Source organism: Pseudomonas sp. TH49 (genome assembly GCF_016650625.1).
Taxonomy (GTDB): Bacteria; Pseudomonadota; Gammaproteobacteria; order Pseudomonadales; family Pseudomonadaceae; genus Aquipseudomonas; species Aquipseudomonas fluorescens_H.
In genome coordinates this window covers 1,389,995-1,416,591 of record NZ_JAEKFL010000001.1, presented here as the reverse complement: position 1 = coordinate 1,416,591, position 26,597 = coordinate 1,389,995, and the positions used below count along the sequence as shown (strand labels likewise).

The following is a 26,597-nucleotide window of genomic DNA, read 5'->3' as shown; positions in this document are numbered from 1 at the left end:
CAGCATAGGCCAACTGCGCGCGAGTATGCGGTGCGGCGACGAAATCGTCACCGGTGCGATAGGCGCAAACGTGACGGCCGCCCCAAGGGGCGGCCGTTTTGTTCACGCATCAGCTGTTGCTGTGGTCGACTTTGATGGTCGGATCGCTGCCGGCAATCAGGTTATGAATGTTGGCGGTTGACCAGTTGTTGCCTTCCAGTTTGATCGTCACGTCCGGAGTGGCCGCAGCGGCATCGCCGGAGTTGAACTTGCCGCCGGAGCTGACTTGCAGCGACGACACGCCGTCGACCGTGGTGATCTTCAGGAAGTTGTCGATGGTGCTGCCGGTCTCGCCCTGCAACAGGTCACGCAGATCGATGCGGTCGCCTTCGTTGGCGTTGAAGTCCTTGATTACGTCGTTGCCGGTGTCGCCTGCTTTCCAGACGAAGGTGTCGGCACCGGAACCACCGATCAGGATATCGTTGCCCTGGCCGCCGATGAGCGTGTCATTGCCGGTGCCGCCGAGCAGGATGTCATTGCCCTTGCCGCCATCGAGCAGGTCATTGCCGCCCGAGCCGAACAGGATGTCATTGCCCGCGCCGCCCAGCAGCGTGTCGTTGCCGTCATGCGCACCGGACACATCGAACGCCTGATAGTGCTCGGTGATGTACTGGTGCACGTTGCTGGTGGTGACTTTGCTGACATCCACACCGGTTTGCTGTGCGACGTACGCCTGCATTGCCTGATAACCCTCGCCGGCAATGCCGTTGAAGCTCACCAGGTCGCCGAACAGGATGTCGTTGCCGTCGCCACCGCTGACAGTGTCGTTGCCCGGCATCGTCGCTTCGGTGTGGCCGATGATCGAGTTGGCCAGGTCCTTCGGATCGATGTTGGTCTGCGGCGAGTGATCCGAGTCGTACGGTTTCAGATCGTTGAGGCTGACACCGCTGTTGATACCGATGGCTTCGACGTTCGACAGGCCGCTGAGCAAGGCAAAACTGCTGTTGGCGTTATCGGTGGTGGCCGAGCTGGTGCTGCTGCCGCTGCCCGCCAGGCTCGACAGCTCATAGGTGCCATCACCCTGAGCGTGAACGGTACCCAGGCTGCTCCAGTTCCAGCTGCCGTTTTTATACGTTTGCAGAACAGCAGCACCGGCGGCACTGATGCTCAGGTAATGCGTGCTGTCGATGTAAGTGCTGAAGGTATCGCCCAGCTTGTAGTTGCTGGTCGTCACCACACTGTCGAACTTCACGCTGCCGTACAGCGTCGGGTTGGTCTGCTCGCCGCTCTGGTAGTAGGTCGGCTGGCCGTCGGTGATGAAGTACGTGAGGTTCTTCGCCCCGGTGTTGGCCAGCGCTTCGGTGCTCTGGAAGAAGTTGGCCGTGGTCTTGAACACGTCTTCGTAGTTGGTGCCGCCGCCGGAGGTCATCGAGTCGAGCACGGCTTTGAGCTTGGTCAGCGCGTTCGGGTCGTTGAGGTTCACCGACACCGACTTGTTGACCTGGGTATCGAAGTCCACCAGGAAGATGTTCACCGTGCCCGAGTTGCTGCCGCTCAGGCTCTGCTTGAGGGTGTTGAACACCGAGGTCAGCGAGTCCTTGGCCGCGTTGATCGACGAGGTGCTCATGCTGCCCGAGCTGTCGACCATGAACGCGATGTTGTAGTTGGTGCCCGGCACCACGGTCAGACCGCCGATGTCGGCGACCATGATGTCGTTGCCATCGGTGCCGTTGAAGGTGTCGTCGCCAGAGGTCCCGACTACGGCGTTGTACACCGCCGGCACCACGGTGACCGGAATGGTCGCGGTGCTGCTGGCCGAGCCGCCGACCATCTCGGTGGAGGTCGACGTCACGGTCAGGTTGAACTGGCCGTTGTAGTAGGTCGGCGGGGTCACGGTCAGGCTGCCGAGGCTCCAGCCGGTGACGTTGGCTTCGCCATTGCTCGCGGTGACGGTGAAGCTGTGGCCATGGCCGTCGGAGAGGACCGAACCCACTGGCGCACCGCTGATCTTCACGCTCAGGGTTTCCGAACCGTCGGTGTCGGTCAGCGCAGTGTTGATCGCCGACAGTTTCACCGTGGTGCCTTCGGCGCCAGTGTTGAGCTTGTAGCCGTCGTAATAGCCTTCGCCGTTGGTACCGTGCAGGTCGGAGACGGTCACGCCGGCGTTCACCAGATCCTGCACGCCGGTGTAGATCGGCACGCCGGCGCTGCTCAGGTCGATCGGCGTGCTGCCGTTGACCGACAGGTTCACGTCATAGCTACCCGGGCCGCTCTGGTTGTGGTGGTAGATGTCCAGGGTGTAGTAGCCGCTGGTGGTCGGGGTGAACGAACCGCTGATCGCACCGCCCGCGCCCCAGGTACCCGACGCCACGCTCTTGCCGCCAATGGTGATCAGCAGGCTGTCGTCAGCCACACCGCTGAAGCTGTAGGTCTTGCCGGCTTCCAGGTAGATCAGGCCCGAAGTTTTCGACGCGGTGCCGGCGGTCACACTGCCGTCCGACTGCACGTTATTCACGTTGGTGCTGGAGTTCGGGGTGCCGGCGCCGTCGATCACGTTTTTCAGGGTGGTCGAGTTCGCGCCGCTGCCGTCGGTGCCAAGACCCGGCAGGCCGGTCCAGACTTCCTTGACCAGCCCGGTGGACTTCACGCTGTTGTCGGCCACGCTCACGGTCGGTGCATCCGCCACCGGCGTGATGTCGATCTTCACGGTGCCGGTGTTGCCCAGCAGTTGGCCGTCGGTAGGCTGGAACTTGATCTGTGCATAGTCAGCCTGGTTGTTGCCCAGGCCGGTGCCGCCGTAACCGTTGACGCCCGACTCGTTGGCATCCGGCATGAAGCGCAGCTTGCCGGCGTCAATGTCAGCCTTGCTGAAGGTCTGGTTGTTGGCGACATCTTTCCAGGTCGAGCCGTCCAGATACTGCAGTTTGCCTTCGCCCGGCAGCTGGGTGATTTTGATGCCCAGGCTGCTGGCCGGGCTGTCGACGTCAGTCACACCGAAGGTCGACCAGCCGAGGATCAGCGGCGTGTCTTCGGTGCCGGTGACATTGACCGGCGCTGCAACCGGCGCATCGTTGACCGCCACCACGTTGACCGTGGTGGTCGCGGTGTTGGAGTGGTTGCCGCCATCGGTCACGGTCACGGTGATGATCCGCGGCACGGTGCTCGGGTCTTCACTGCTGTTGGTGAAGGTGATGTTCTTGATCGCCTGCATGTAGTCGGCCAGCGTCGCGTTACCCGACAGGGTCAGGGTCACGGTGCCGTTGGTGCTGTTGGCGTTGATGGTGATGCCGTTGACGCTGTTGCCGAGGTTCAGCGCATCGCCGTCCTGACGGTTGGTCAGCACGATAGTCGCGCCGGTCAGCATGGTGCTGTCCGGGTCGGTGATCGTCAGGTCAGTGTCGGCAATCGACACGCCGGCGCCCGGAGTGTTTTCGGTGAAGGTCACCTTGTAGTCGGCACCGGTGGCGCCGCTGGAGTTGTTGGCGTCGAGGTCGATGACCGGTGGCGCATCGTTGTCGATGATCGAGGTGCTGACGCTGCCGTTGGTGCTGCTGACGGCCAGGTTCTCGAAGTTGCCGCCGGTCGCCGAGTCGATCTTGACTACGAAGTTCTCGGTGCCTTCGGTGATCTTGTCATCGATGGTCGCGACGTTGAACTGCGCGCTGCTGGCGCCCGCCGGGATCTTCACGGTGTACACACCGGTGAAGTCCGAACCGTCGGCGGCGGTGCCGCTGTAGACGATTTTCAGGGTCACGTCGGTCTGCGCCGGGTGGGTCAGGCTGACGGTGTAGCTGGCGGTCTGGCCTTCGGTCACCGAGGTGCTGCCGGTGATGCTGACGGTGGTGGTGTCGATGGTGTCGGTGACGTTGGTCACGGCTGGCGTGGTGTTGGTCACCAGATTTTCGAAATTGCCACCGCTGGCGTTGGTGATGGTTGCCTGCACGCTGCCGGCGTCTTTATAGACGTCGTCAGCCGGAGCCGGAACGGTCACGGTGCCAGTGGTTTTGCCGGCATCGATGGTAATCACCGAACCGTTGCTCAGGGTCACGGTGACCGGCGAGCCGGCGGCATTGGTCAGGGTCGCGGTGTAGGTAATCTGGCCACCCTCGGCCACAGTGCCGGTCGCGCTGAGCGACAGGTTGGTGGTGTCGATGGTGTCGGTCACGGTGGTGCTGACCGGGGTTTTGTCGGCGACGAGGTTTTCGTAATTGCCGCCGGTCACATTGCTGATCGAGTTGGTCAACGGCGCGTGGCCGGTCAGCGCGTCGTTCGGCGCGATGCTGGTGACGGTGCCGGTGGTCTTGCCGATGTCGATGGTGATGCTCTGGCCGTTGGCCAGGGTCACGGTCACTGGCGAACCGGTGACAGGTGCACCGACGGTGGCGGTGTAGGTGACGGTGCCACCCTCGGCCACGGTGCCAGTGGCGGTGAGTTTCACGCCAGTGGTGTCGATGGTGTCGGTGACACTGGTCACGGCTGGTGTGGTGCTTGGTACCAGGTTTTCGAAGTTGCCACCGGTCGCGGTCTTGATCGTTGCCTGCACGGTGCCGGCGTCTTTGTAGACGTCGTCGGCTGGAGCAGGAACGGTGACGGTGCCGGTAGTTTTGCCCGCGTCGATGGTGATTACTGCGCCGTTGCTCAGGGTCACAGTGACTGGCGAGCCAGCCGCGTTGGTCAGGGTTGCGGTGTAAACGATCGAGCCGCCTTCGGCCACAGTACCGGTCGCGGACAGCGACAGGTTGGTGGTGTCGATGGTGTCGGTCACGGTGGTGCTGACCGGGGTCTTGTCGGCCACCAGATTTTCGTAGTTGCCGCCGCTCACGTTAGTGATCGCGTTGGTCAACGGCGCGTGGCCGGTCAGCGCGTCGTTCGGGGCAATGCTGGTCACGGTGCCGGTGGTTTTGCCGATGTCGATGGTGATGCTCTGGCCGTTGGCCAGGGTCACGACCACAGGCGAACCGGTGACTGGTGCACCCACGGTGGCGGTGTAGGTGACGGTGCCACCCTCAGCCACGGTGCCAGTGGCGGTGAGTTTCACTCCAGTGGTGTCGATGGTGTCGGTGACATTGGTCACGGCTGGTGTGGTGCTTGGGACCAGGTTCTCGAAGCTGCCACCAGTGGCGGACTTGATCGTTGCCTGCACGGTGCCGGCGTCTTTGTAGACGTCATCGGCCGGCGCAGGAACAGTGACGGTGCCGGTAGTTTTACCCGCGTCGATGGTGATCACGGCGCCGTTGCTCAGGGTCACGGTCACTGGCGAGCCAGCGGCGTTGGTCAGCGTTGCGGTGTAAACGATCGAGCCACCTTCGGCCACGGTACCGGTCGCGGTCAGCGACAGGTTGGTGGTGTCGATGGTGTCGGTCACGGTGGTGCTGACCGGGGTTTTGTCGGCGACGAGGTTTTCGTAGTTGCCGCCGGTCACGTTGCTGATCGAGTTGGTCAGCGGAGCGTGGCCGGTCAGCGCATCGTTCGGGGCGATGCTGGTCACGGTGCCGGTGGTTTTACCCACTTCGATGGTGATGTTCTGACCGTTAGCCAGAGTTACCACAACTGGCGAGCCAGTCACTGGCGCACCAACGGTCGCGGTGTAGGTGACGGTACCACCCTCGGCCACGGTGCCAGTGGCGGTGAGTTTCACCGTGGTGGTGTCGATGGTGTCAGTGACGGTGGTCACGGCTGGCGTGGTGCTTGGGACCAGGTTCTCGAAGCTGCCACCGGTCGCCGACTTGATCGTTGCCTGCACGGTGCCGGCGTCTTTGTAGACGTCATCGGCAGGCGCAGGAACAGTCACGGTGCCGGTGGTTTTACCGGCGTCGATGGTGATCACAGCGCCGTTCGACAGCGTTACGGTCACTGGCGAACCAGCGGCGTTGGTCAGCGTTGCGGTGTAAACGATCGAACCACCTTCGGCCACGGTACCGGTCGAGGTCAGCGACAGGTTGGTGGTGTCGATGGTGTCAGTGACGTTTGTCGAAACAGGCGTCTTGTCGGCAACGAGGTTTTCGTAGTTACCGCCGCTGACGTTGGTGATCGCGTTGGTCAGCGGGGCATGGCCGGTCAGCGCGTCGTTCGGCGCGGTGGTGGTCACGGTGCCAGTGGTTTTGCCCACTTCGATGGTGATGTTCTGACCGTTGGCAAGAGTCACGGTCACTGGCGAACCAGTTACCGGTGCACCAACGGTCGCGGTGTAGGTGACGGTACCACCTTCAGCCGCAGACTCGGTCGCGGTGAGTTTCACCGTGGTGGTGTCGATGGTGTCGGTGACCTGAGTCACAGCCGGCACAGTGCTCGGCACCAGGTTCTCGAAGTTGCCACCGGTAGCGGTGGAAATGGTTGCTTCGACTTTGCCCGCGTCTTTGTACACGTCATCGGCAGGGGCCGGAACGGTCACGGTGCCAGTGGTTTTGCCCGCGTCGATGGTGATCACAGCACCGTTCGACAGCGTTACGGTCACTGGCGAACCAGCCGCGTTGGTCAGCGTTGCGGTGTAAACGATCGAACCACCTTCGGCCACGGTACCGGTCGCGGTCAGCGAAAGGTTGGTGGTGTCGACGGTGTCGGTGACGTTAGTGCTGACCGGGGTTTTGTCAGCCACGAGGTTTTCGTAGTTACCGCCAGTCACACCGGTGATGGCGTTGGTCAGCGGGGCATGGCCGGTCAGCGCATCGTTCGGCGCGGTGGTGGTCACGGTGCCAGTGGTTTTGCCCACTTCGATGGTGATGTTCTGACCATTGGCCAGAGTGACGGTCACTGGCGAACCAGTTACCGGCGCACCGACGGTGGCGGTGTAGGTGACGGTGCCACCCTCAGCCGCAGACTCGGTCGCGGTCAGCTTGACCGTGGTGGTATCGATGGTGTCGGTGACCTGAGTCACAGCCGGCACAGTGCTCGGCACCAGATTTTCGAAGTTGCCACCGGTAGCGGTGGAAATGGTTGCTTCGACTTTGCCCGCGTCTTTGTACACGTCATCGGCAGGGGCCGGAACGGTCACGGTGCCAGTGGTTTTGCCCGCGTCGATGGTGATAACAGCACCGTTCGACAGTGTTACGGTCACTGGCGAGCCAGCCGCGTTGGTCAGCGTTGCGGTGTAAACGATCGAACCACCTTCGGCCACGGTACCGGTCGCGGACAGCGACAGGTTGGTGGTGTCGATGGTGTCGGTGACGTTTGTCGAAACAGGCGTCTTGTCGGCAACGAGGTTTTCGTAGTTACCGCCGCTGACGTTGGTGATGGCGTTGGTCAGCGGGGCATGGCCGGTCAGCGCATCGTTCGGCGCGGTGGTGGTCACGGTGCCAGTGGTTTTGCCCACTTCGATGGTGATGTTCTGACCATTGGCAAGAGTCACGGTCACTGGCGAACCAGTTACCGGTGCACCAACGGTCGCGGTGTAGGTGACGGTACCACCTTCAGCCGCAGACTCGGTCGCGGTGAGTTTCACCGTGGTGGTGTCGATGGTGTCGGTGACCTGAGTCACAGCCGGCACAGTGCTCGGCACCAGGTTCTCGAAGTTGCCACCGGTAGCGGTGGAAATGGTTGCTTCGACTTTGCCCGCGTCTTTGTACACGTCATCGGCAGGGGCCGGAACGGTCACGGTGCCAGTGGTTTTGCCCGCGTCGATGGTGATCACAGCACCGTTCGACAGCGTTACGGTCACTGGCGAACCAGCCGCGTTGGTCAGCGTTGCGGTGTAAACGATCGAACCACCTTCGGCCACGGTACCGGTCGCGGACAGCGACAGGTTGGTGGTGTCGATGGTGTCGGTGACGTTTGTCGAAACAGGCGTCTTGTCGGCAACGAGGCTTTCGTAGTTACCGCCAGTCACACCGGTGATCGCGTTGGTCAGCGGCGCATGGCCGGTCAGCGCATCGTTCGGCGCGGTGGTGGTCACGGTGCCGGTGGTTTTACCCACTTCGATGGTGATGTTCTGACCGTTGGCCAGCGTCACGACCACAGGCGAACCGGTGACTGGCGCACCCACGGTAGCGGTGTAAGTGACAGTACCACCCTCAGCCGCAGACTCGGTCGCGGTCAGCTTGACCGTGGTGGTATCGATGGTGTCGGTGACCTGAGTCACAGCCGGCACAGTGCTCGGTACCAGATTTTCGAAGTTGCCACCGGTAGCGGTGGAAATGGTCGCTTCGACTTTTCCCGCGTCTTTGTACACGTCATCGGCTGGTGCCGGAACGGTCACGGTGCCGGTGGTTTTTCCGGCGTCGATGGTGATCACGGCGCCGTTGCTCAACGTCACGGTGACTGGCGAACCAGCGGCGTTGGTCAGGGTCGCGGTGTAGATGATCGAACCGCCCTCGGCGACCGAGTTGGTAGCGCTCAGGGACAGGTTGGTGGTGTCGACAGTGTCGGTAACGGTGGTCGAAACCGGAGTTTTGTCGGCTACCAGATTTTCGTAGTTGCCGCCGGTCACATTGGTGATGGCGTTGGTCAACGGCGCATGACCGGTCAGCGCATCGTTCGGCGCAGTGGTGGTCACGGTACCGGTGGTTTTACCCACTTCGATGGTGATGTTCTGACCGTTGGCCAGCGTCACGACCACAGGCGAACCGGTGACTGGCGCACCCACGGTAGCGGTGTAAGTGACAGTACCACCTTCAGCCGCAGACTCGGTCGCGGTCAGTTTGACCGTGGTGGTGTCGATGGTGTCAGTGACGGTGGTCACGGCTGGAACGGTGCTCGGCACCAGATTTTCGAAGTTGCCACCGGTAGCGGTGGAAATGGTCGCTTCGACTTTGCCCGCGTCTTTGTACACGTCATCGGCCGGTGCCGGAACGGTCACGGTGCCGGTGGTTTTTCCGGCGTCGATGGTGATCACGGCGCCGTTGCTCAACGTCACGGTGACTGGCGAGCCAGCGGCGTTGGTCAGGGTCGCGGTGTAGATGATCGAACCACCCTCGGCGACCGAGTTGGTAGCGCTCAGCGACAGATTGGTAGTGTCGACGGTATCAGTAACCGTGGTCGAAACCGGCGTCTTGTCAGCGACCAGATTTTCGTAGTTACCGCCAGTCACACCGGTGATGGCGTTGGTCAGCGGGGCATGGCCGGTCAGCGCGTCGTTCGGCGCGGTGGTGGTCACGGTGCCAGTGGTTTTGCCCACTTCGATGGTGATGTTTTGACCATTAGCCAGAGTTACCACAACTGGCGAGCCAGTCACTGGCGCACCAACGGTCGCGGTGTAGGTGACGGTGCCACCTTCAGCCGCGGACTCGGTCGCGGAAAGTTTGACCGTGGTGGTGTCGATGGTGTCGGTGACCTGAGTCACGGCCGGAACGGTGCTTGGCACCAGGTTCTCGAAGTTGCCACCGGTGGCTGTCGAAATGGTTGCTTCGACTTTACCGGCGTCTTTGTACACGTCGTCCGCCGGAGCTGGAACAGTCACAGTGCCGGTGGTTTTGCCGGCCTCGATGGTGATCACGGCGCCGTTGGACAGGGTCACGGTGACTGGCGAACCAGCGGCGTTGGTCAGGGTTGCGGTGTAAACGATCGAACCGCCTTCAGCCACGGTACCGGTCGCGCTCAGCGACAGATTGGTGGTGTCGACGGTGTCGGTGACGTTAGTGCTGACCGGGGTTTTGTCAGCCACGAGGTTTTCGTAATTGCCACCGGTCACACCGGTGATCGAGTTAGTCAGCGGCGCATGACCGGTCAACGCGTCGTTCGGTGCGGTGGTGGTCACGGTGCCGGTGGTTTTACCCACTTCGATAGTGATGTTCTGACCATTGGCCAGGGTCACCACAACCGGCGAACCGGTGACCGGCGCGCCGACGGTAGCGGTGTAGGTCACGGTGCCGCCCTCGGCGACCGAGGTATCAGCGGACAGTTTGACGGTAGAAGTATCGATGGTGTCGGTGACTTCGGTCACGGCCGGCACGGTGCTCGGCACCAGGTTTTCGAAGTTGCCACCGGTAGCGGTGGAAATGGTCGCTTCGACTTTACCGGCATCTTTGTAAACGTCGTCCGCCGGAGCTGGAACAGTCACGGTGCCGGTGGTTTTGCCGGCCTCGATGGTGATCACGGCGCCGTTGCTCAGGGTCACAGTCACCGGCGAACCAGCGGCGTTGGTCAGGGTCGCGGTGTAAACAATCGAGCCACCTTCGGCCACGGTACCGGTCGCGGACAGCGACAGGTTAGTGGTGTCGACGGTGTCGGTGACATTGGTCGAAACCGGAGTTTTGTCAGCCACGAGGTTTTCGTAGTTGCCGCCGCTGACTTCGGTGATGGCGTTGGTCAGCGGCGCATGACCGGTCAACGCGTCGTTCGGCGCGGTGGTGGTCACGGTGCCGGTGGTTTTACCCACTTCGATGGTGATGTTCTGACCGTTGGCCAGGGTCACCACAACCGGCGAACCGGTCACTGGTGCGCCGACGGTTGCGGTGTAGGTCACGGTGCCGCCCTCGGCGACCGAGGTATCAGCGGACAGTTTGACGGTAGAAGTATCGATGGTGTCGGTGACTTCGGTCACTGCCGGCACGGTGCTCGGCACCAGGTTTTCGAAGTTGCCACCGGTAGCGGTGGAAATGGTCGCTTCGACTTTACCGGCATCTTTGTAAACGTCGTCCGCCGGAGCAGGAACGGTCACGGTGCCGGTGGTTTTGCCGGCCTCGATGGTGATCACAGCGCCGTTGCTCAACGTCACGGTGACTGGCGAACCAGCGGCGTTGGTCAGAGTCGCGGTGTAAACGATCGAGCCACCTTCGGCCACGGTGCCGGTCGCTGACAGCGACAGGTTAGTGGTGTCGACGGTGTCGGTAACATTGGTCGACACCGGCGTTTTATCCGCCACGAGGTTTTCGTAGTTACCGCCGCTCACGTCGGTGATGGCGTTGGTCAGCGGCGCGTGGCCGGTCAACGCATCGTTCGGCGCAGTGGTAGTCACGGTGCCAGTGGTTTTACCCACTTCGATGGTGATGTTCTGACCATTGGCCAAGGTCACCACGACCGGCGAGCCAGTCACTGGCGCGCCGACAGTCGCGGTGTAAGTGACGGTGCCACCTTCCGCAGCCGATTCGGTCGCGGTCAGTTTGACCGTAGTGGTGTCGATGGTGTCGGTAACGTTGGTGACCGCAGGAACGGTGCTCGGTACCAGATTCTCGAAGTTGCCACCGGTAGCGCTGGAAATGGTTGCTTCGACTTTACCCGCGTCTTTGTACACGTCGTCAGCTGGAGCTGGAACGGTCACGGTGCCCGACGTTTTACCGGCTTCGATGGTGATCACCGCGCCGTTGGACAGGGTCACGGTCACCGGAGTGCCGGCAGGGTTGGTCAGTGTCGCGGTGTAAACAATTGAACCACCTTCAGCCACCGAGTCGCTGGCGGTCAGGTTCAGGTTGGTGGTGTCGACAGTGTCCGACACCGAGGTGTTAGCCGGTGTCTTGTCGGCCACCAGGTTTTCATAGTTGCCGCCGGCAACCTTGTCGATGGCGACGCTCAGCGAGCTGCCGCCCGCCAATGGGCTGTTCGGCGCAACGAAATTCACGCTGCCGGTGGTCTCACCGACGGCGATGGTGATGGTCTGGCCGTTGGACAGGGTGACCACGACTGGCGAGCCGGTTACTGGTGCGGTCACGCTCGCGGTGTAAACCACGGTCTCGCCTTCGGCGACGTTGGCGGTGGCGGTCAGCGACACGGTGGAGGTGTCGATGGTGTCGTTGACGGTGGTCACCGCCGGAGTGTTGCTGGTCACCAGATTTTCGAAGTCGCCACCGGTCGCGCCCTTGATGGTCGCCTCAACGGTGCCGGCGTCCTTGTAGACGTCATCCTTCGGTGCATCGACGGTCACGGTGCCGGAAGTTTTGCCGGCCTCGATGGTGATGACCGCGCCATTGCTCAACGTCACGGTCACCGGGGTGCCGGCGGCGTTGGTCAGGGTGGCGGTGTAGGTGATCTGGCCGCCTTCGTTCACCGCCGGGGTCGCGCTCAGCGACAGGTTGGTGGTGTCGACGGTGTCGGTGACGGTGGTGCTGACCGGCGTTTTGTCCGCTACGAGGTTTTCGTAGTTGCCGCCGCTGACGTTGGTGATCGAGTTGTTTAGCGGCTCGTGACCGTTCAACGCATCGTTCGGCGCGGTGGTGGTGACGGTGCCGGTGGTTTTGCCGACTTCGATGGTGATGCTCTGGCCGTTCGCCAGGGTCACGACCACAGGTGAGCCGGTCACTGGCGCACCGACCGTGGCGGTGTAGGTAACCGTGCCGCCCTCTGCGACCGACGTATCGGCCGTCAGTTTGACGGTAGAAGTATCGATGGTGTCGGTGACCTCGGTCACGGCCGGAACGGTGCTTGGCACCAGGTTCTCGAAGTTGCCGCCCGCAGCATCCTTGATCGTGACTTCGACTTTGCCGGCGTCTTTGTAGACGTCATCGGCAGGGGCTGGAACGGTCACGGTGCCGATGGTTTTGCCGGCTTCGATGGTGATGACGGAGCCGTTGCTCAGGGTCACGGTCACCGGAGTACCGGCCGGGTTGGTCAGGGTCGCGGTGTAGACGATCGAACCGCCCTCAGCCACGGTGCCGGTCGCAGTCAGCGACAGGTTGGTGGTGTCGATGGTGTCGGTGACGGTGGTCGAAACCGGGGTTTTATCGGCGACCAGATTCTCGTAATTGCCGCCGGTTACGCCGGTGATCGAGTTGGTCAGCGGTGCATGACCGTTCAGCGCGTCGTTCGGTGCGGTGGTGGTCACGATGCCGGTGGTCTTGCCGACTTCGATGGTGATGTTCTGACCATTGGCCAGGGTCACCACGACTGGCGAACCGGTGACCGGCGCGCCAACGGTAGCGGTGTAGGTGACGGTGCCACCTTCAGCGGCCGACTCGGTCGCGGTCAGTTTGACGGTCGACGTATCGATGGTGTCAGTGACTTCAGTCACCGCCGGAACAGTGCTCGGGACGAGGTTTTCGAAGTTGCCACCGGACGCATCCTTGATGGTCACTTCAACCTTGCCCGCGTCCTTGTAGACGTCATCGGCAGGCGCTGGAACGGTTACGGTGCCAGTGGTCTTGCCCGCTTCGATGGTGATCACCGAACCGTTGGACAGGGTCACGGTCACCGGGGTGCCGGCCGCATTGGTCAGGGTCGCGGTGTAGGTGATCGAACCGCCCTCGGCGACCGAGTTGGTGGCGCTCAGGGACAGATTGGTCGTGTCGACGGTGTCGGTGACGGTGGTGCTGACCGGGGTTTTGTCGGCCACGAGGTTTTCGTAGTTGCCGCCGGTTACGCCGGTGATCGAGTTGGTCAGCGGTTCGTGACCGGTCAGCGCGTCGTTTGGCGCGGTGGTGGTTACGGTGCCGGTGGTCTTGCCGACTTCGATGGTGATGTTCTGACCATTGGCCAGGGTCACCACGACTGGCGAACCGGTCACTGGTGCACCAACGGTAGCGGTGTAGGTGACCGTGCCGCCTTCAGCAGCGGACTCGGTCGCGGTCAGTTTGACCGAGGTGGTATCGATAGTGTCGGTGACTTCGGTTACGGCTGGAACGGTGCTCGGCACCAGATTCTCGAAATTGCCGCCCGCAGCATCCTTGATTGTGACTTCGACTTTGCCGGCGTCTTTGTAGACGTCATCGGCAGGCGCTGGAACGGTTACGGTGCCAGTGGTCTTGCCCGCTTCGATGGTGATCACCGAACCGTTGGACAGGGTCACGGTCACCGGGGTGCCGGCCGCATTGGTCAGGGTCGCGGTGTAGGTGATCGAACCGCCCTCGGCGACCGAGTTGGTGGCGCTCAGGGACAGATTGGTCGTGTCGACGGTGTCGGTGACGGTGGTGCTGACCGGCGTCTTGTCGGCGACGAGGTTTTCGTAGTTGCCGCCGGTTACGCCGGTGATCGAGTTGGTCAGCGGTTCGTGACCGGTCAGCGCGTCGTTCGGCGCGGTGGTGGTCACGGTGCCAGTGGTTTTACCCACTTCGATGGTGATGTTCTGACCATTGGCCAGGGTCACCACGACTGGCGAACCGGTCACTGGTGCACCAACGGTAGCGGTGTAGGTGACCGTGCCGCCTTCAGCAGCGGACTCGGTCGCGGTCAGTTTGACCGAGGTGGTATCGATAGTGTCGGTGACTTCGGTTACGGCTGGAACAGTGCTCGGCACCAGATTCTCGAAATTGCCGCCCGCAGCATCCTTGATCGTGACTTCGACTTTGCCGGCGTCTTTGTAGACGTCATCGGCAGGGGCTGGAACGGTTACGGTGCCGATGGTTTTGCCGGCTTCGATGGTGATGACGGAGCCGTTGCTCAGGGTCACGGTTACCGGAGTGCCCGCCGGATTGGTCAGGGTTGCGGTATAAACGATCGAACCGCCTTCAGCGACGGAACCTGTTGCGCTCAACGTCAGGTTAGTGGTGTCGATGGTGTCGGTGACGGTGGTCGAAACCGGGGTCTTGTCGGCGACGAGGTTTTCGTAGTTGCCGCCGCTGACGTCGGTGATCGCGTTGGTCAGCGGCTCGTGACCATTCAACGCATCGTTCGGCGCGGTGGTGGTCACGGTGCCGGTGGTTTTGCCGACTTCGATGGTGATGCTCTGACCGTTCGCCAGAGTCACGACCACTGGCGAGCCGGTGACAGGCGCGCCGACGGTGGCGGTGTAAGTGACGGTGCCGCCCTCGGCCACAGAGGTATCGGCCGTGAGTTTCACTGTCGAGGTGTCGATGGTGTCGGTGACTTCGGTGACGGCTGGAACCGTGCTCGGCACCAGGTTCTCGAAATTGCCGCCTGCGGCGTCTTTGATCGTAACTTCAACCTTGCCAGCGTCTTTGTAAACGTCATCGGCTGGGGCGGGAACAGTCACGGTGCCGGTAGTTTTACCGGCTTCGATAGTGATCACCGAACCGTTCGACAGGGTCACGGTCACCGGAGTACCGGCCGGATTGCTCAGGGTCGCGGTGTAGACGATCGAACCGCCTTCGGCCACGGTGCCGGTCGCGCTCAACGTCAGGTTGGTGGTGTCGACGGTGTCGGTGACGGTGGTGCTGACCGGTGTTTTGTCCGCAACCAGATTTTCGTAATTGCCGCCGCTTACATCCGTGATCGCGTTGGTCAGTGGTTCATGACCGTTCAACGCATCGTTCGGCGCGGTGGTGGTGACGGTGCCGGTGGTTTTGCCGACTTCGATGGTGATGGTCTGGCCGTTCGCCAGAGTCACGGTCACTGGCGAACCGGTGACAGGCGCGCCCACTGTGGCGGTATAAGTGACGGTCCCGCCCTCGGCCACCGAGGTATCGGCGGTCAATTTGACGGTCGAAGTGTCGATGGTGTCAGTGACTTCGGTGACAGCCGGAACAGTGCTCGGAACGAGGTTTTCGAAGTTACCGCCGGTGGTACCGGTGATGCTGACTTCGACTTTGCCGGCGTCTTTATAGACGTCATCGGCAGGCGCCGGAACAGTCACGGTGCCAGTGGTTTTGCCGGCTTCGATGGTGATGACGGAGCCGTTGCTCAACGTCACGGTTACCGGAGTGCCAGCCGGATTGGTCAGGGTCGCGGTGTAGACGATCGAACCGCCTTCAGTGACGGAGCCAGTGGCGCTCAACGTCAGGTTGGTGGTGTCGACGGTGTCAGTGACGGTGGTGCTGACCGGGGTTTTGTCCGCTACGAGGTTTTCGTAGTTGCCACCGGTCACGCCGGTGATCGAGTTGCTCAGCGGTGCCTGGCCGTTCAGCACGTCGTTCGGTGCGGTGGTGGTGACGGTGCCGGTGGTCTTGCCCACTTCGATGGTGATGGTCTGACCATTGGCCAGGGTCACCAGCACCGGCGAACCGGTCACGGGCGCACCGACGGTGGCGGTATAAGTGACGGTGCCGCCCTCGGCGACCGAGGTATCGGCGGTCAGTTTGACGGTCGACGTATCGATGGTGTCGGTGACTTCGGTCACGGCTGGAACGGTGCTCGGCACCAGGTTCTCGAAATTGCCGCCGGTTGTACCGGTAATGCTGACTTCGACTTTGCCGGCATCTTTGTAGACGTCATCGGCAGGCGCTGGGACCGTCACGGTACCGGTCGTTTTGCCGGCTTCGATGGTGATCACGGCGCCGTTGCTCAGAGTCACGGTGACCGGGGAGCCGGCAGCATTGGTCAACGTCGCGGTGTAAACGATCGAACCGCCCTCAGCCACGGTACCGGTCGCGCTCAGCGACAGGTTGGTGGTGTCGACGGTATCGGTAACGGTGGTCGAAACCGGAGTTTTGTCGGCGACGAGGTTCTCGTAGTTACCGCCACTGACATTGGTGATGGCGTTGGTCAACGGTGGGTTGCCGGTCAGCGCATCGTTCGGCGCGGTGGTGGTCACGGTGCCGGTGGTCTTGCCGACCTCAATGGTGATGGTCTGGCCGTTCGCCAAGGTCACAACAACCGGCGAACCGGTGACCGGAGCGCCGACGGTGGCGGTGTAGGTGACGGTGCCGCCCTCAGCGACCGAGGTATCGGCAGTCAGTTTGACGGTCGAGGTATCGATGGTGTCGGTGACTTCGGTGACAGCCGGAACAGTGCTCGGAACGAGGTTCTCGAAGTTACCGCCGGTTGTACCGGTAATGCTGACTTCGACTTTGCCGGCATCTTTGTAGACGTCGTCCGCAGGCGCCGGAACGGTCACAGTGCCGGTGGTTTTGCCAGCCTCGATGGTGATGACGGAGCCGTTGCTCAACGTCACGGTCACCGGGGTGCCGGCCGGGTTGGTCAGGGTCGCGGTGTAAACGATCGAGCCGCCTTCAGCCACGCTACCGGTAGCGCTCAGCGACAGATTGGTGGTGTCGATGGAATCGGTAACGGTTGTGGTCGCTGGCGTCGTGCTCGGCACCAGGTTTTCGAAGTTGCCGCCGGTAGCACCGGTGATGGTGGTGCTGATGGTGCCGCCGTTGTTGTAGACGTCGTTCGGCGGTGTCGGCACGTTGACGGTGCCCGTGGTCTTGCCGGCTTCGATGGTGATGGTCGAACCGTTGGACAGCGTCACGGTAACCGGTGTCTGCGCCGGGTTGGTCAGGGTCGCGGTGTAGGTGATCTGGCCGCCTTCAACCACGCTGCCGGTGGCGGTCAGGGTCAGGTTGGTGGTGTCGATCGAGTCGGTGATGGTGGTCACCGCCGGCGTCGGATTCGGCACCAGGTTTTCGAAGTTGCCGCCGGTAGCACCGGTGATGGTGGTGGTGACGGTGCTGCCATTGTTATAGACGTCGTTCGGCGGTGTCGGCACGTTGACGGTGCCCGTGGTCTTGCCGGCTTCGATGGTGATGGTCGAACCGTTGGACAGCGTCACGGTAACCGGCGTCTGCGCTGGATTGGTCAGGGTCGCGGTGTAGGTGATCTGGCCACCTTCGGTGACGCTGTTGCCCGCCGTCAGAGTAACGGTGGTGGTGTCGATGGTGTCGGTGACCTGGGTCACGGCCGGAGTAGTCGGCACGGTGACGGTAATGCCGTTGCCACCGGTGGTGCCGGTGACGGTCACGTTGATCTGGGTCGGGTCGTTGTAGACGGTGTCGTTCGGTGCCAGCGGCACGTTGACGGTACCGGTGGTGGAACCGGCCGGAATCACGATCACCGAGCCGTTGGACAGGGTGATGGTCAGGTCGGTCAGCGGCGCCTGGGTCAGGGTCGCGGTGTACACCAGCACGCCGCCGGCTTCGGTGATGGTCGGCGTGGCGCTGAGGCTCAGAGTCGACTCACGCAGAGCGTTGGCGGTGCTGTCGGTGGTCTGCCCACCGGTGATGTTCTGCGCGGCTTGCGCGCCGGAGTTGATGCCCGCAGTCGGGAATCCGATGGTCGGGTCGACGCGGCCAGCGGTGGCGTCGAGCATCACGAAGCTATGGCCACCACCGGCAGCACCACCTGTCCCCGCAGCGCTCGGGCCGGCAGCGGTGGCTTCCAGATCGGTGGTCGGGTCGGCGCCGGCAGCGATAGCCTGCTGCAGTTCTGCTACAGACGGCGCGGCCTGCGCGGTGGCTTCGGCCAGATCAGTGCTGGAGTCGGGCGCGTTGGCGCTCCACTGAGTCTCGCGGCCCAGGTCCAGAGTGCGGCCATCGGCCAGTTCCAGCGACACCGCGCCGGAGAGGCCGGTATCGATCTGGTCGCCGACGAACAGGCGGTCGCCTTCAACGAGTACGCGACGGACGCCCTCCGGGGACACCGCGAATACCTGACCGACAATGCTTTTGACGATGGCAACAACACTGCTCATTGAAGACTCTCCGGGGTGTCACGTTCAGTTGACTTCCATAGACCTGATGGCTTCGGCGCCGAATCAGTCTGGACGTACTTTTAAAATTTGCTAATCAAGTTTGACGCTGTTCTGTGTCAAAAATTTGGCTAGATTCTTTCGCTATTAACTTTATGCCAAACTATTGACCTTCTGGGTGCCATCCTAAACAATCGCCCCACTAATGTCACATTGATATTTCCGCGGCGACCTGTCCCTCAGCGTGTGATCCAGTTCCTATTTTGAACTTTCCGACATACGGTCATTCCGGTTGCCAATTATTCGACGCAGCAGCACGTTTTGCTGTGATTCAAGACAAGAAGTCCTGGGAAATCTTTACCATGCGTTTGCACTTGTTCAAGGCTCTACCGTTCGCTCTCGCCGCCTCTTTCGTCCAGGCACAATCCTTACCGGAAGCCATGCAACAGGCATTGGATGTCCACCCGGAAATCCAGGCAGGGGTCAACAGTCGTTTGGCCGCGGATTATCAATTAAAGGCAGCCAAAGGTGGATACCTGCCCAAAGTTGATCTGCTGGGCGGGTATGGCCGTGAGGGCACCGACAGCGTGACCACGCGGGCCAACGGTGGTGGCAATCACTGGGAAACCCTGAACCGCGGCGAGTCAAGTTTACGTCTCTCGCAAATGGTTTTTGACGGTTTTGCAACGTCCAGCGAAGTCGGGCGTCAACAAGCCACCGTCAACTCCCGCGCCTACTCCCTGCTGGGCACTTCCGAGCGCACCGCGCTGACCGTCGCCCAGGTGTACCTGGACGTGCTGACCCGCCGCGAATTCGTGCGTCTGGCCGAGGAAAACCTCAAGAGCCACCAGCGTATCTACGACCAGATCCAGTTGCGTACCCAGCGCGGCGTTGGCAGCGGCGCCGACCTTGATCAAGCCGAAGCGCGGATGGCCCAGGCGCGCAACAACCTGATCACCGAACAGACCAACCTCGCCGACTCCGAGACCAACTTCCTCAGCGCTGTCGGCCAGATGCCTGACCAGCTGGAGCGTCCGGCGCCGTTCATGGCGATGATGCCGGTCAACCTCAATGAAGCACGCCAGCAAATGCTGGAAAACAGCCCGATCCTGCGTTCGGCCGAGTCCGATATCGCCGCTGCCGAGAAGCAGTACGAAACCGCCAAGTCGACCTTCTACCCTCGTTTCGACGCCGAGCTGGGTCGCACTGCCGACAACGATCTCGACGGTCAGAACGGCCACAACAACGAGTGGCAGGCCATGCTGCGCATGCGCTTCAACCTGTACTCCGGTGGCAGCAACAAGGCCGATCTGGAATCCAAGTCGTACCTGTCGAACCAGGCGCTGGACATCCGCAACAACGCCCTGCGTCAGTTGAACGAAGAACTGGGCCTGGCCTGGAACGCCCTGAACAACGCCAATGCGCAGGTGCCGATTGCTCAGCAGTACGTTGATCACAGCACCGCCGTGCGCACTGCCTACCAGCGTCAGTTCAGCCTCGGTGAGCGGACCCTGCTCGATTTGCTCGACAGCGAAAACGAGTTGTTCACCGCTTCGCGGCGTCTGGCTGAAATCAAAAACATTCAGTTATTTACTCAATACCGAATCAAGGCGACCATGGGCGAATTGCTCAAAAGCCAGGGAGTGGTCGCACCATTGGCATCCGTTGTGCAGAACGACGTGAAGCCCAAGGTTCAGCTGCCCGGGATGAACTGAGTTATCCCTTTTCAACTGTTAAAGAGTGTCGAGCGTGGAATCAGAAGTCAGTCGAGTTCATCTCAGTCATGATCCACGCGCGTTGCACGACGATCCGTTGCTGGATGGTCTGCTCGCCCTTTGCATGCTGCACCAGAAGCCCGCCAGCGCGGCGATGCTGACCACCGGCCTGCCGCTGCCCAAACAACGCCTGAGTGTCGAGTTGCTGCCGCGTGCGGCGGCTCGCGCCGGGCTGCAAGGCCGGGTGCTGCAACGCAAGCTGGAAGAGATTCCGGCGATTGCCATGCCGGCGTTGTTGCTGCTCAAGGATGGCCGCAGCGCCGTCCTGGTCGGCTGGCAAGGTGAAAACGAAGCACGGGTGCTGCTCAGCGAAAGTGATGGCGGCGAATCGGTGGTCAGCCACGAACTGCTGGCCGACGACTACACCGGCAAAGTGTTTTTCGCCCAGCCGCAGCACAAATTCGACGTCAACCACGGCACGCTGATCCCGCGTGCGCGCTCGTGGTTTCGCGACACCCTCAAGCGTTCGCGCTGGTTGTATGCGGATGCGATCGCCGCGAGTTTCCTGATCAACATCATCGCCATGGCCGCGCCGCTGTTCGTGATGAACGTCTACGACCGCGTGGTGCCGAACCAGGCCGAAGCGACCCTCTGGGTGCTGGCGCTGGGCATCACCGGTGCCTACATTTTCGACCTGATCCTCAAAAGCCTGCGCAGCCTGTGCCTGGATCTGGCCGGCAAGAAAACCGACCTGATCATCTCCGCGACGCTGTTCGAGCGTATCGTCGGCATGGCCATGAAGTACCGCCCGGCACGGGTCGGCAGCTTCGCCCAGAACATCCATGAATTTCAGAGCCTGCGCGACTTCCTCGCCTCGCTGACGCTGACCAGTCTGATCGATCTGCCGTTCACCATTCTGATCTTCATCGTCATCGCCATTCTCGGCGGCCATCTGGTGTGGATTCCGGTGCTGGCGTTCCCGATTGCCCTGTTGATCGGCTACGCGTTGCAGAAGCCGCTGGTCGCGACCATGGAACGCACCATGGCCCTCGGCGCCGAGCGTCAGTCGAGTCTGATCGAAACCCTCGCCGGCCTCGATGCGGTCAAGGTCAACAACGCCGAAAGCGAACGTCAGTACCAGTGGGAACAGACCATTGGCACCCTCAGCCGTCTCGAGCTGCGAGTGAAAATGCTCTCTGGTCTGGCGATGAACATCACCCTGCTGATCCAGCAACTGGCCGGGGTGATCATGATCGTCTTCGGCGTGTACCAGATCATTGCCGGCAACCTGAGCATGGGCGGTCTGATTGCCTGCTACATGCTCAGTGGCCGCGCGCTGAGCCCGCTGGCGTCGCTGTCCGGTCTGTTGACCCGCTACCAGCAGGCGCGGGTGACCATGACTTCCGTCGACCAGATGATGGAGCTGCCGCAGGAGCGCAATTTCGAAGAACGTCCGCTGAGCCGCAAGGTGCTGCAAGGCGCGATCGAGTGCCGTCAGTTGAACTTCACCTATCCGGAACAACAGAACCCGGCGTTGAAGAACATCAACCTGGTGATTCGTCCCGGCGAGAAGATCGGCATCATCGGCCGCAGCGGTTCGGGCAAGAGTTCGCTGGCGAAACTGCTGGTGGGCCTGTATCAGCCGGACGACGGCGCGTTGCTGGTGGACGGCGTGGACATCCGCCAGATCGACGTCAGCGAGCTGCGCTACAACATCGGCTACGTGCCGCAGGACATCCAACTGCTGGCCGGCACCCTGCGTGACAACCTGGTCTCCGGCGCGCGCTATGTAGAGGACGAACTGGTGCTGCAAGCCGCTGAACTGGCCGGCGTCCACGAATTCGCCCGCCTGCATCCGCAAGGCTACGAGCTGCAAGTCGGCGAGCGCGGGCAGAACCTGTCCGGCGGCCAACGGCAGAACGTCGCACTGGCCCGGGCGCTGCTGCTCAACCCGCCGATCCTGCTGCTCGACGAACCGACCAGCGCCATGGACAACACCGGCGAAGAACGCCTCAAGCAACGTCTGGCTGCCGTGGTTGAAAACAAGACCGTGGTACTGGTGACGCACCGGGCCTCGCTGCTGTCGCTGGTCGACCGCCTGCTGGTGGTCGACCGTGGACAGATTCTCGCCGATGGCCCGAAAGCCGCCGTGATGGAAGCGTTGAAGAAGGGGCAGATCAGTGTTGCTTAAGTCGGGTGTCAAAGAGTCGATCCGTCGCTACTTCAAGGGTTCTGCCTCGCTGCAGGGCCAGCCGCTGCCCGAGGTCAACAAGGCGCTGATCGAGGACGCCCCGCGCGTCGTGCGCCTGACTATCTGGGCAATCATCGGCTTCTTCCTGTTCCTGCTGCTGTGGGCCAACTTCGCCGTGATCGACGAAGTGACCAAGGGCGACGGCAAAGCGATTCCATCGTCGAAGATCCAGAAAATCCAGAACCTTGAGGGCGGGATTGTCTCGGAAATGTTCGTCAAGGAAGGTCAGATCGTCGAGGCCGGCGCTCCGCTGATTCGCCTCGACGACACGCGATTTGCTTCCAACGTCGGCGAAACCGAAGCCGATCGCCTGTCGATGCTGCTGCGCGTCGAACGCCTGAGCGCCGAGGTCGATGACCGTCCGCTGAATTTCCCGGACGACGTGCTCAAAGCCGTGCCGGGTCAGGCGAAAAGCGAAGAATCGTTGTACATCAGCCGTCGCCAGCAATTGCACGACGAGATTGGCGGTTTACAGGAACAGCTGATTCAGCGTCAGCAAGAGCTGCGCGAATTCACCTCCAAGCAGGCGCAATATCGCCAGCAACTGGGCCTGCAACGCCAGGAAATCAACATGTCCGAGCCGCTGGTGGCGCAGGGCGCGGTGTCGCCGGTAGAAGTGCTGCGACTCAAGCGTGCCGAAGTCGAGACCCGCGGTCAGCTCGATGCCACCACGCTGGCGATTCCGCGCGCCGAATCGGCCATCAAGGAAGTACAACGCAAGATTGACGAGACGCGCGGCAAATTCCGCAGCGATGCGCTGACCCAGCTCAACGAAGCCCGCACCGACCTGAACAAGGCCCAGGCCACCGGCAAAGCCCTGGAAGACCGGGTCAGCCGGACGCTGGTCACCTCGCCGGTACGCGGGATCGTCAACAAGTTGCTGGTCAACACCATCGGCGGCGTGATCCAGCCGGGCAGCGACATGGTGGAAATCGTGCCGCTGGATGACACCTTGCTGGTCGAAGCCAAGATCCGTCCGCAGGACATTGCTTTCCTGCATCCGGGCCAGGAAGCGATCGTCAAATTCACCGCGTACGACTACACCATTTATGGCGGGCTGAAAGCCAAACTGGAGCAGATCGGTGCCGACACCATCACCGACGAAGACAAGAAAACCACCTACTACATCATCAAGGTCCGCACCGAGCGCAGCCACTTGGGTACTGATGAAAAACCGCTGCTGATCATTCCGGGGATGGTGGCGTCGGTGGATATCATCACCGGCAAGAAGTCGGTGCTGAGTTATTTGCTCAAGCCGATCATTCGGGCGCGGGCTGAGGCGTTGCACGAGCGGTAGGTCTTCAGCGCGGCACATGGCCCCTTCGCGAGCAAGCCCGCTCCCACATTTGATCTTCAGTGGACACAAGTTCTGTGTTCGACCGAGATCCACTGTGGGAGCGGGCTTGCTCGCGAAGGGGCCAGCAAAATCACCATGCCCTGTCAGTAAGGGACACAAATCGTCATTCACCATCCAGTCCATTCCTCACCATCCGCCATATCGTTATTCATTAACGGTATTTAATTTCCCGTTCTTATAGCTTTAAAGTCAGCCACCTGCGTACCTGCCGACCAATCGGCGCGCCGCACGACCTGAACCAACACGCAATCCAGCGTGAGTTTCTGATCGACGTGCGCGCCTGTGAGCGCGCCGTGCGTGGGAGATTGAAAGATGTCCGCAGCTACTGCCACCCCAAGCGCCGCGACTGCCGCGCCGCAAAGCTTTGAAATTCGCCCGTTCAGCGGTGCCGTCGGTGCCGAGATCATCGGCCTGGACCTGACCCGGCCGGTCAACGATCAGGACTTCGCCCGCATTCATCGTGCGCATTTGGATCACCACGTTGTGGTGTTCCGCGACCAGCGCATCACCCCGCAACAGCAGATCGATTTCAGCCGCCGCTTCGGCGTGTTGCAGATTCACGTACTCAAGCAGTTCCTGTTGGCCAATCATCCGGAAATACTCATCGTTTCCAACATCGTCGAGAACGGCCAGAACATCGGCCTGGGCGATGCCGGCAAGTTCTGGCACTCCGACCTGTCCTATAAAGAACTGCCGAGCCTCGGCTCGATGCTGCACGCGCAGGAGCTGCCCTCCGAGGGCGGCGACACGCTGTTCGCCGACATGCACAAAGCCTGGGACAACCTGCCGCAAGCGCTGCGCAAAGCCGTGGAAGGGCGCTCGGCTGCGCACTCCTATACGGCGCGCTACAGCGAGACCAAATTCGAAGGCAACTGGCGCCCGACCCTGACCCCGGAGCAACTGGCGCAGGTCGCCGAAGTGGTGCACCCGATCGTTCGCACCCATCCGGAAAACGGCCGCAAGGCGTTGTTCGTCAGCGAAGGCTTCACCACCCGTATCGTCGGTCTGCCGGAGGACGAGAGCCAACAACTGCTGGCCGAGCTCTACGCCCACAGCGTGCTGCCGCAAAACATCTACCGCCATCAGTGGCAGCCCCACGACATGGTGTTCTGGGACAACCGTTCGCTGATCCACCTCGCCGCCGGCTGCCCCGCGCACCTGCGCCGCAAGCTGTATCGCACGACCATTCAGGGCGACGCGCCTTTCTGATTTGCCGGAGATTCGATCATGTCCAAACGTCTTCCATTTGCACCGCTGGCGGCGGCCATTGGCCTCGGTTTCAGCCTGATCGCCGGCAGCCTGGTGGCGCCGACCGTGGCCCACGCCGAAGGTGAAATCCGCATCGCCGAACAGTTCGGGATTGTCTATTTATTGCTCAACGTGGTGCGCGATCAGGGCCTGATCGAGAAGTACGGCAAGCAGGAAGGCCTCGACATCAAGGTCGACTGGACGCAGCTCTCGGGCGGCGCGGCGGTCAACGATGCGCTGCTGTCCGGCTCTATCGACATTGCCGGTGCCGGCGTCGGCCCGCTGCTGACCATCTGGGATCGCACCCACGGCAAGCAGAACGTCAAGGCTGTAGCCTCGCTCGGCAACTTTCCGTACTACCTGGTCAGCAACAATCCCAAGGTCAAAACCATTGCCGATTTCACCGAGAAGGACCGCATTGCGGTGCCGGCGGTGGGCGTTTCGGTGCAGTCGCGTTTCCTGCAATACGCCGCGGCCAAGCAGTGGGGCGACAAGGAATTCAATCGCCTCGACAAATACACCATCGCCGTTCCGCATCCGGACGCGACCGCTGCGTTGATCGCCGGCGGCACCGAACTGACCGGGCATTTCTCCAACCCGCCGTTCCAGGATCAGGCGCTGCAGAACCCGAATGTGCACGTGGTGCTCAACTCCTACGACATCCTCGGCCCGAACTCGCCGACGGTGCTGTTCGCCACCGAGAAATTCCGCAACGACAATCCGAAAACCTACAAAGCCTTCGTCGAGGCGCTGACCGAAGCCGCACAATTTGCGCAGAACGATAAGGGCGCGGCGGCGGACACGTACATCCGCGTGACCAAGGCCAAGATCGACCGCGCCGAGTTGCTGAAAATCATCGACAACCCGCAGTTCGAATTCAGCGTCACGCCGAAAAACACCTATCCGCTGGCCGAATTCCTCTACCGCGTCGGGGCGATCAAGAACAAACCGGAATCGTGGAAGGACTACTTCTTCCAGGACGCCAAACCGCTGCAAGGGAGCTGATCGAGATGAACGCCCCCTTGCAAGGCCACGCGGCCAGCAACCCGATCGCCAGCAGCCAGGCGCTGCTGGCGGTTGACCAAGTCAGCCTTGAATACCGCACCCCGCAACGGGTGGTACGGGCCACGCATCAAGTCAGTTTCGAGGTCGATCCGGCGGACCGCTTCGTCCTGCTCGGCCCGTCCGGCTGCGGCAAATCCACCTTGCTCAAAGCGGTCGCCGGATTCATTGCGCCGTGCGAAGGCGAGATCCGCCTGCAAGGCCAGCGCGTCGATGCGCCGGGGCCGGACCGGATCGTGGTGTTTCAGGAATTCGATCAACTGCCGCCGTGGAAAACCGTGAAACAGAACGTGATGTTTCCGCTGCTGGCCTCGCGCACACTGAAGAAAAAGGAGGCCGAAGAACGCGCGCTGCACTATCTGGAAAAAGTCGGACTGGCAGCGTTTGCCGATGCCTATCCGCACACCCTGTCCGGCGGCATGAAGGCGCGGGTGGCGATCGCCCGGGCGCTGGCGATGCAGCCGAAAATCCTCTTGATGGACGAGCCGTTCGCCGCGCTGGACGCGTTGACCCGGCGCAAGATGCAGGAAGAATTGCTGCTGCTCTGGGAGGAGGTGCGCTTCACTTTGCTGTTCGTCACCCACTCGATCGAAGAGGCGCTGGTGGTCGGCAATCGCATCCTGCTGCTGTCGCCACATCCGGGGCGGGTGCGCGCTGAAGTGCACAGCCATCAATACGATCTGCAAAGCCTCGGCGGCGTGGCGTTTCAGGAGTCGGCACGGCGCATTCACCGTTTGCTGTTCGATGAAGGCCAGTCGCCGGAAACAGAGCGCGAGCACGATTTCAACGACATTCGTATCGCTTATTGAGCGTTCTGGAGGA

The 26,597-nt window shown here is 61.7% G+C and carries 7 protein-coding genes; 6 read left to right on the top strand and 1 reads right to left on the bottom strand.

The genetic code is table 11. The features are described from left to right. Positions 1 to 109: 109 nt before the first annotated feature. Complete coding sequence (locus JFU48_RS06385) at positions 110 to 18,145, bottom strand: immunoglobulin-like domain-containing protein (protein ID WP_201136106.1); 18,036 nt, start codon at positions 18,143 to 18,145, stop codon at positions 110 to 112. 359 nt (positions 18,146 to 18,504) lie between these two features. Between JFU48_RS06385 and JFU48_RS06380 the strand changes: the two genes are divergently transcribed. From JFU48_RS06380 to JFU48_RS06355, 6 genes are all read left to right on the top strand, one after another. After that, positions 18,505 to 19,857 carry a TolC family outer membrane protein gene (locus tag JFU48_RS06380; RefSeq protein ID WP_003220452.1) on the top strand — a complete coding sequence of 451 codons (1,353 nt, stop codon included), beginning with the start codon at positions 18,505 to 18,507 and terminating at the stop codon, positions 19,855 to 19,857. Between the two features lie 34 nt (positions 19,858 to 19,891). After that, complete coding sequence (locus tag JFU48_RS06375) at positions 19,892 to 22,048, top strand: type I secretion system permease/ATPase (protein WP_201136105.1); 2,157 nt, start codon at positions 19,892 to 19,894, stop codon at positions 22,046 to 22,048. Further along, the gene (locus tag JFU48_RS06370) at positions 22,038 to 23,405 is read left to right on the top strand and encodes an HlyD family type I secretion periplasmic adaptor subunit (RefSeq protein ID WP_003220455.1); all 1,368 of its coding nucleotides are present in this window, start codon (positions 22,038 to 22,040) and stop codon (positions 23,403 to 23,405) included. The genes JFU48_RS06375 and JFU48_RS06370 overlap by 11 nt, the downstream gene beginning before the upstream one ends. 372 nt (positions 23,406 to 23,777) lie before the next feature. Further along, positions 23,778 to 24,674 (top strand): TauD/TfdA dioxygenase family protein, encoded by an 897-nt coding sequence (locus JFU48_RS06365; protein ID WP_003220456.1) that lies wholly within the window; start codon positions 23,778 to 23,780, stop codon positions 24,672 to 24,674. Between the two features lie 18 nt (positions 24,675 to 24,692). Next, on the top strand, positions 24,693 to 25,718 hold the full coding sequence (locus tag JFU48_RS06360) for an ABC transporter substrate-binding protein (protein ID WP_098966545.1): 1,026 nt from the start codon (positions 24,693 to 24,695) through the stop codon (positions 25,716 to 25,718). Positions 25,719 to 25,723: 5 nt separating this feature from the next. Next, positions 25,724 to 26,584 carry an ABC transporter ATP-binding protein gene (locus JFU48_RS06355; RefSeq protein WP_201136104.1) on the top strand — a complete coding sequence of 287 codons (861 nt, stop codon included), beginning with the start codon at positions 25,724 to 25,726 and terminating at the stop codon, positions 26,582 to 26,584. Positions 26,585 to 26,597: the final 13 nt, after the last annotated feature.

Coding starts and splice junctions, on each gene's coding strand:
- JFU48_RS06385 (WP_201136106.1), bottom strand. CDS start 18,145: ATGAGCAGTGTTGTTGCCATCGTCAAAAGCATTGTCGGTCAGGTATTC.
- JFU48_RS06380 (WP_003220452.1), top strand. CDS start 18,505: ATGCGTTTGCACTTGTTCAAGGCTCTACCGTTCGCTCTCGCCGCCTCT.
- JFU48_RS06365 (WP_003220456.1), top strand. CDS start 23,778: ATGTCCGCAGCTACTGCCACCCCAAGCGCCGCGACTGCCGCGCCGCAA.
- JFU48_RS06360 (WP_098966545.1), top strand. CDS start 24,693: ATGTCCAAACGTCTTCCATTTGCACCGCTGGCGGCGGCCATTGGCCTC.
- JFU48_RS06355 (WP_201136104.1), top strand. CDS start 25,724: ATGAACGCCCCCTTGCAAGGCCACGCGGCCAGCAACCCGATCGCCAGC.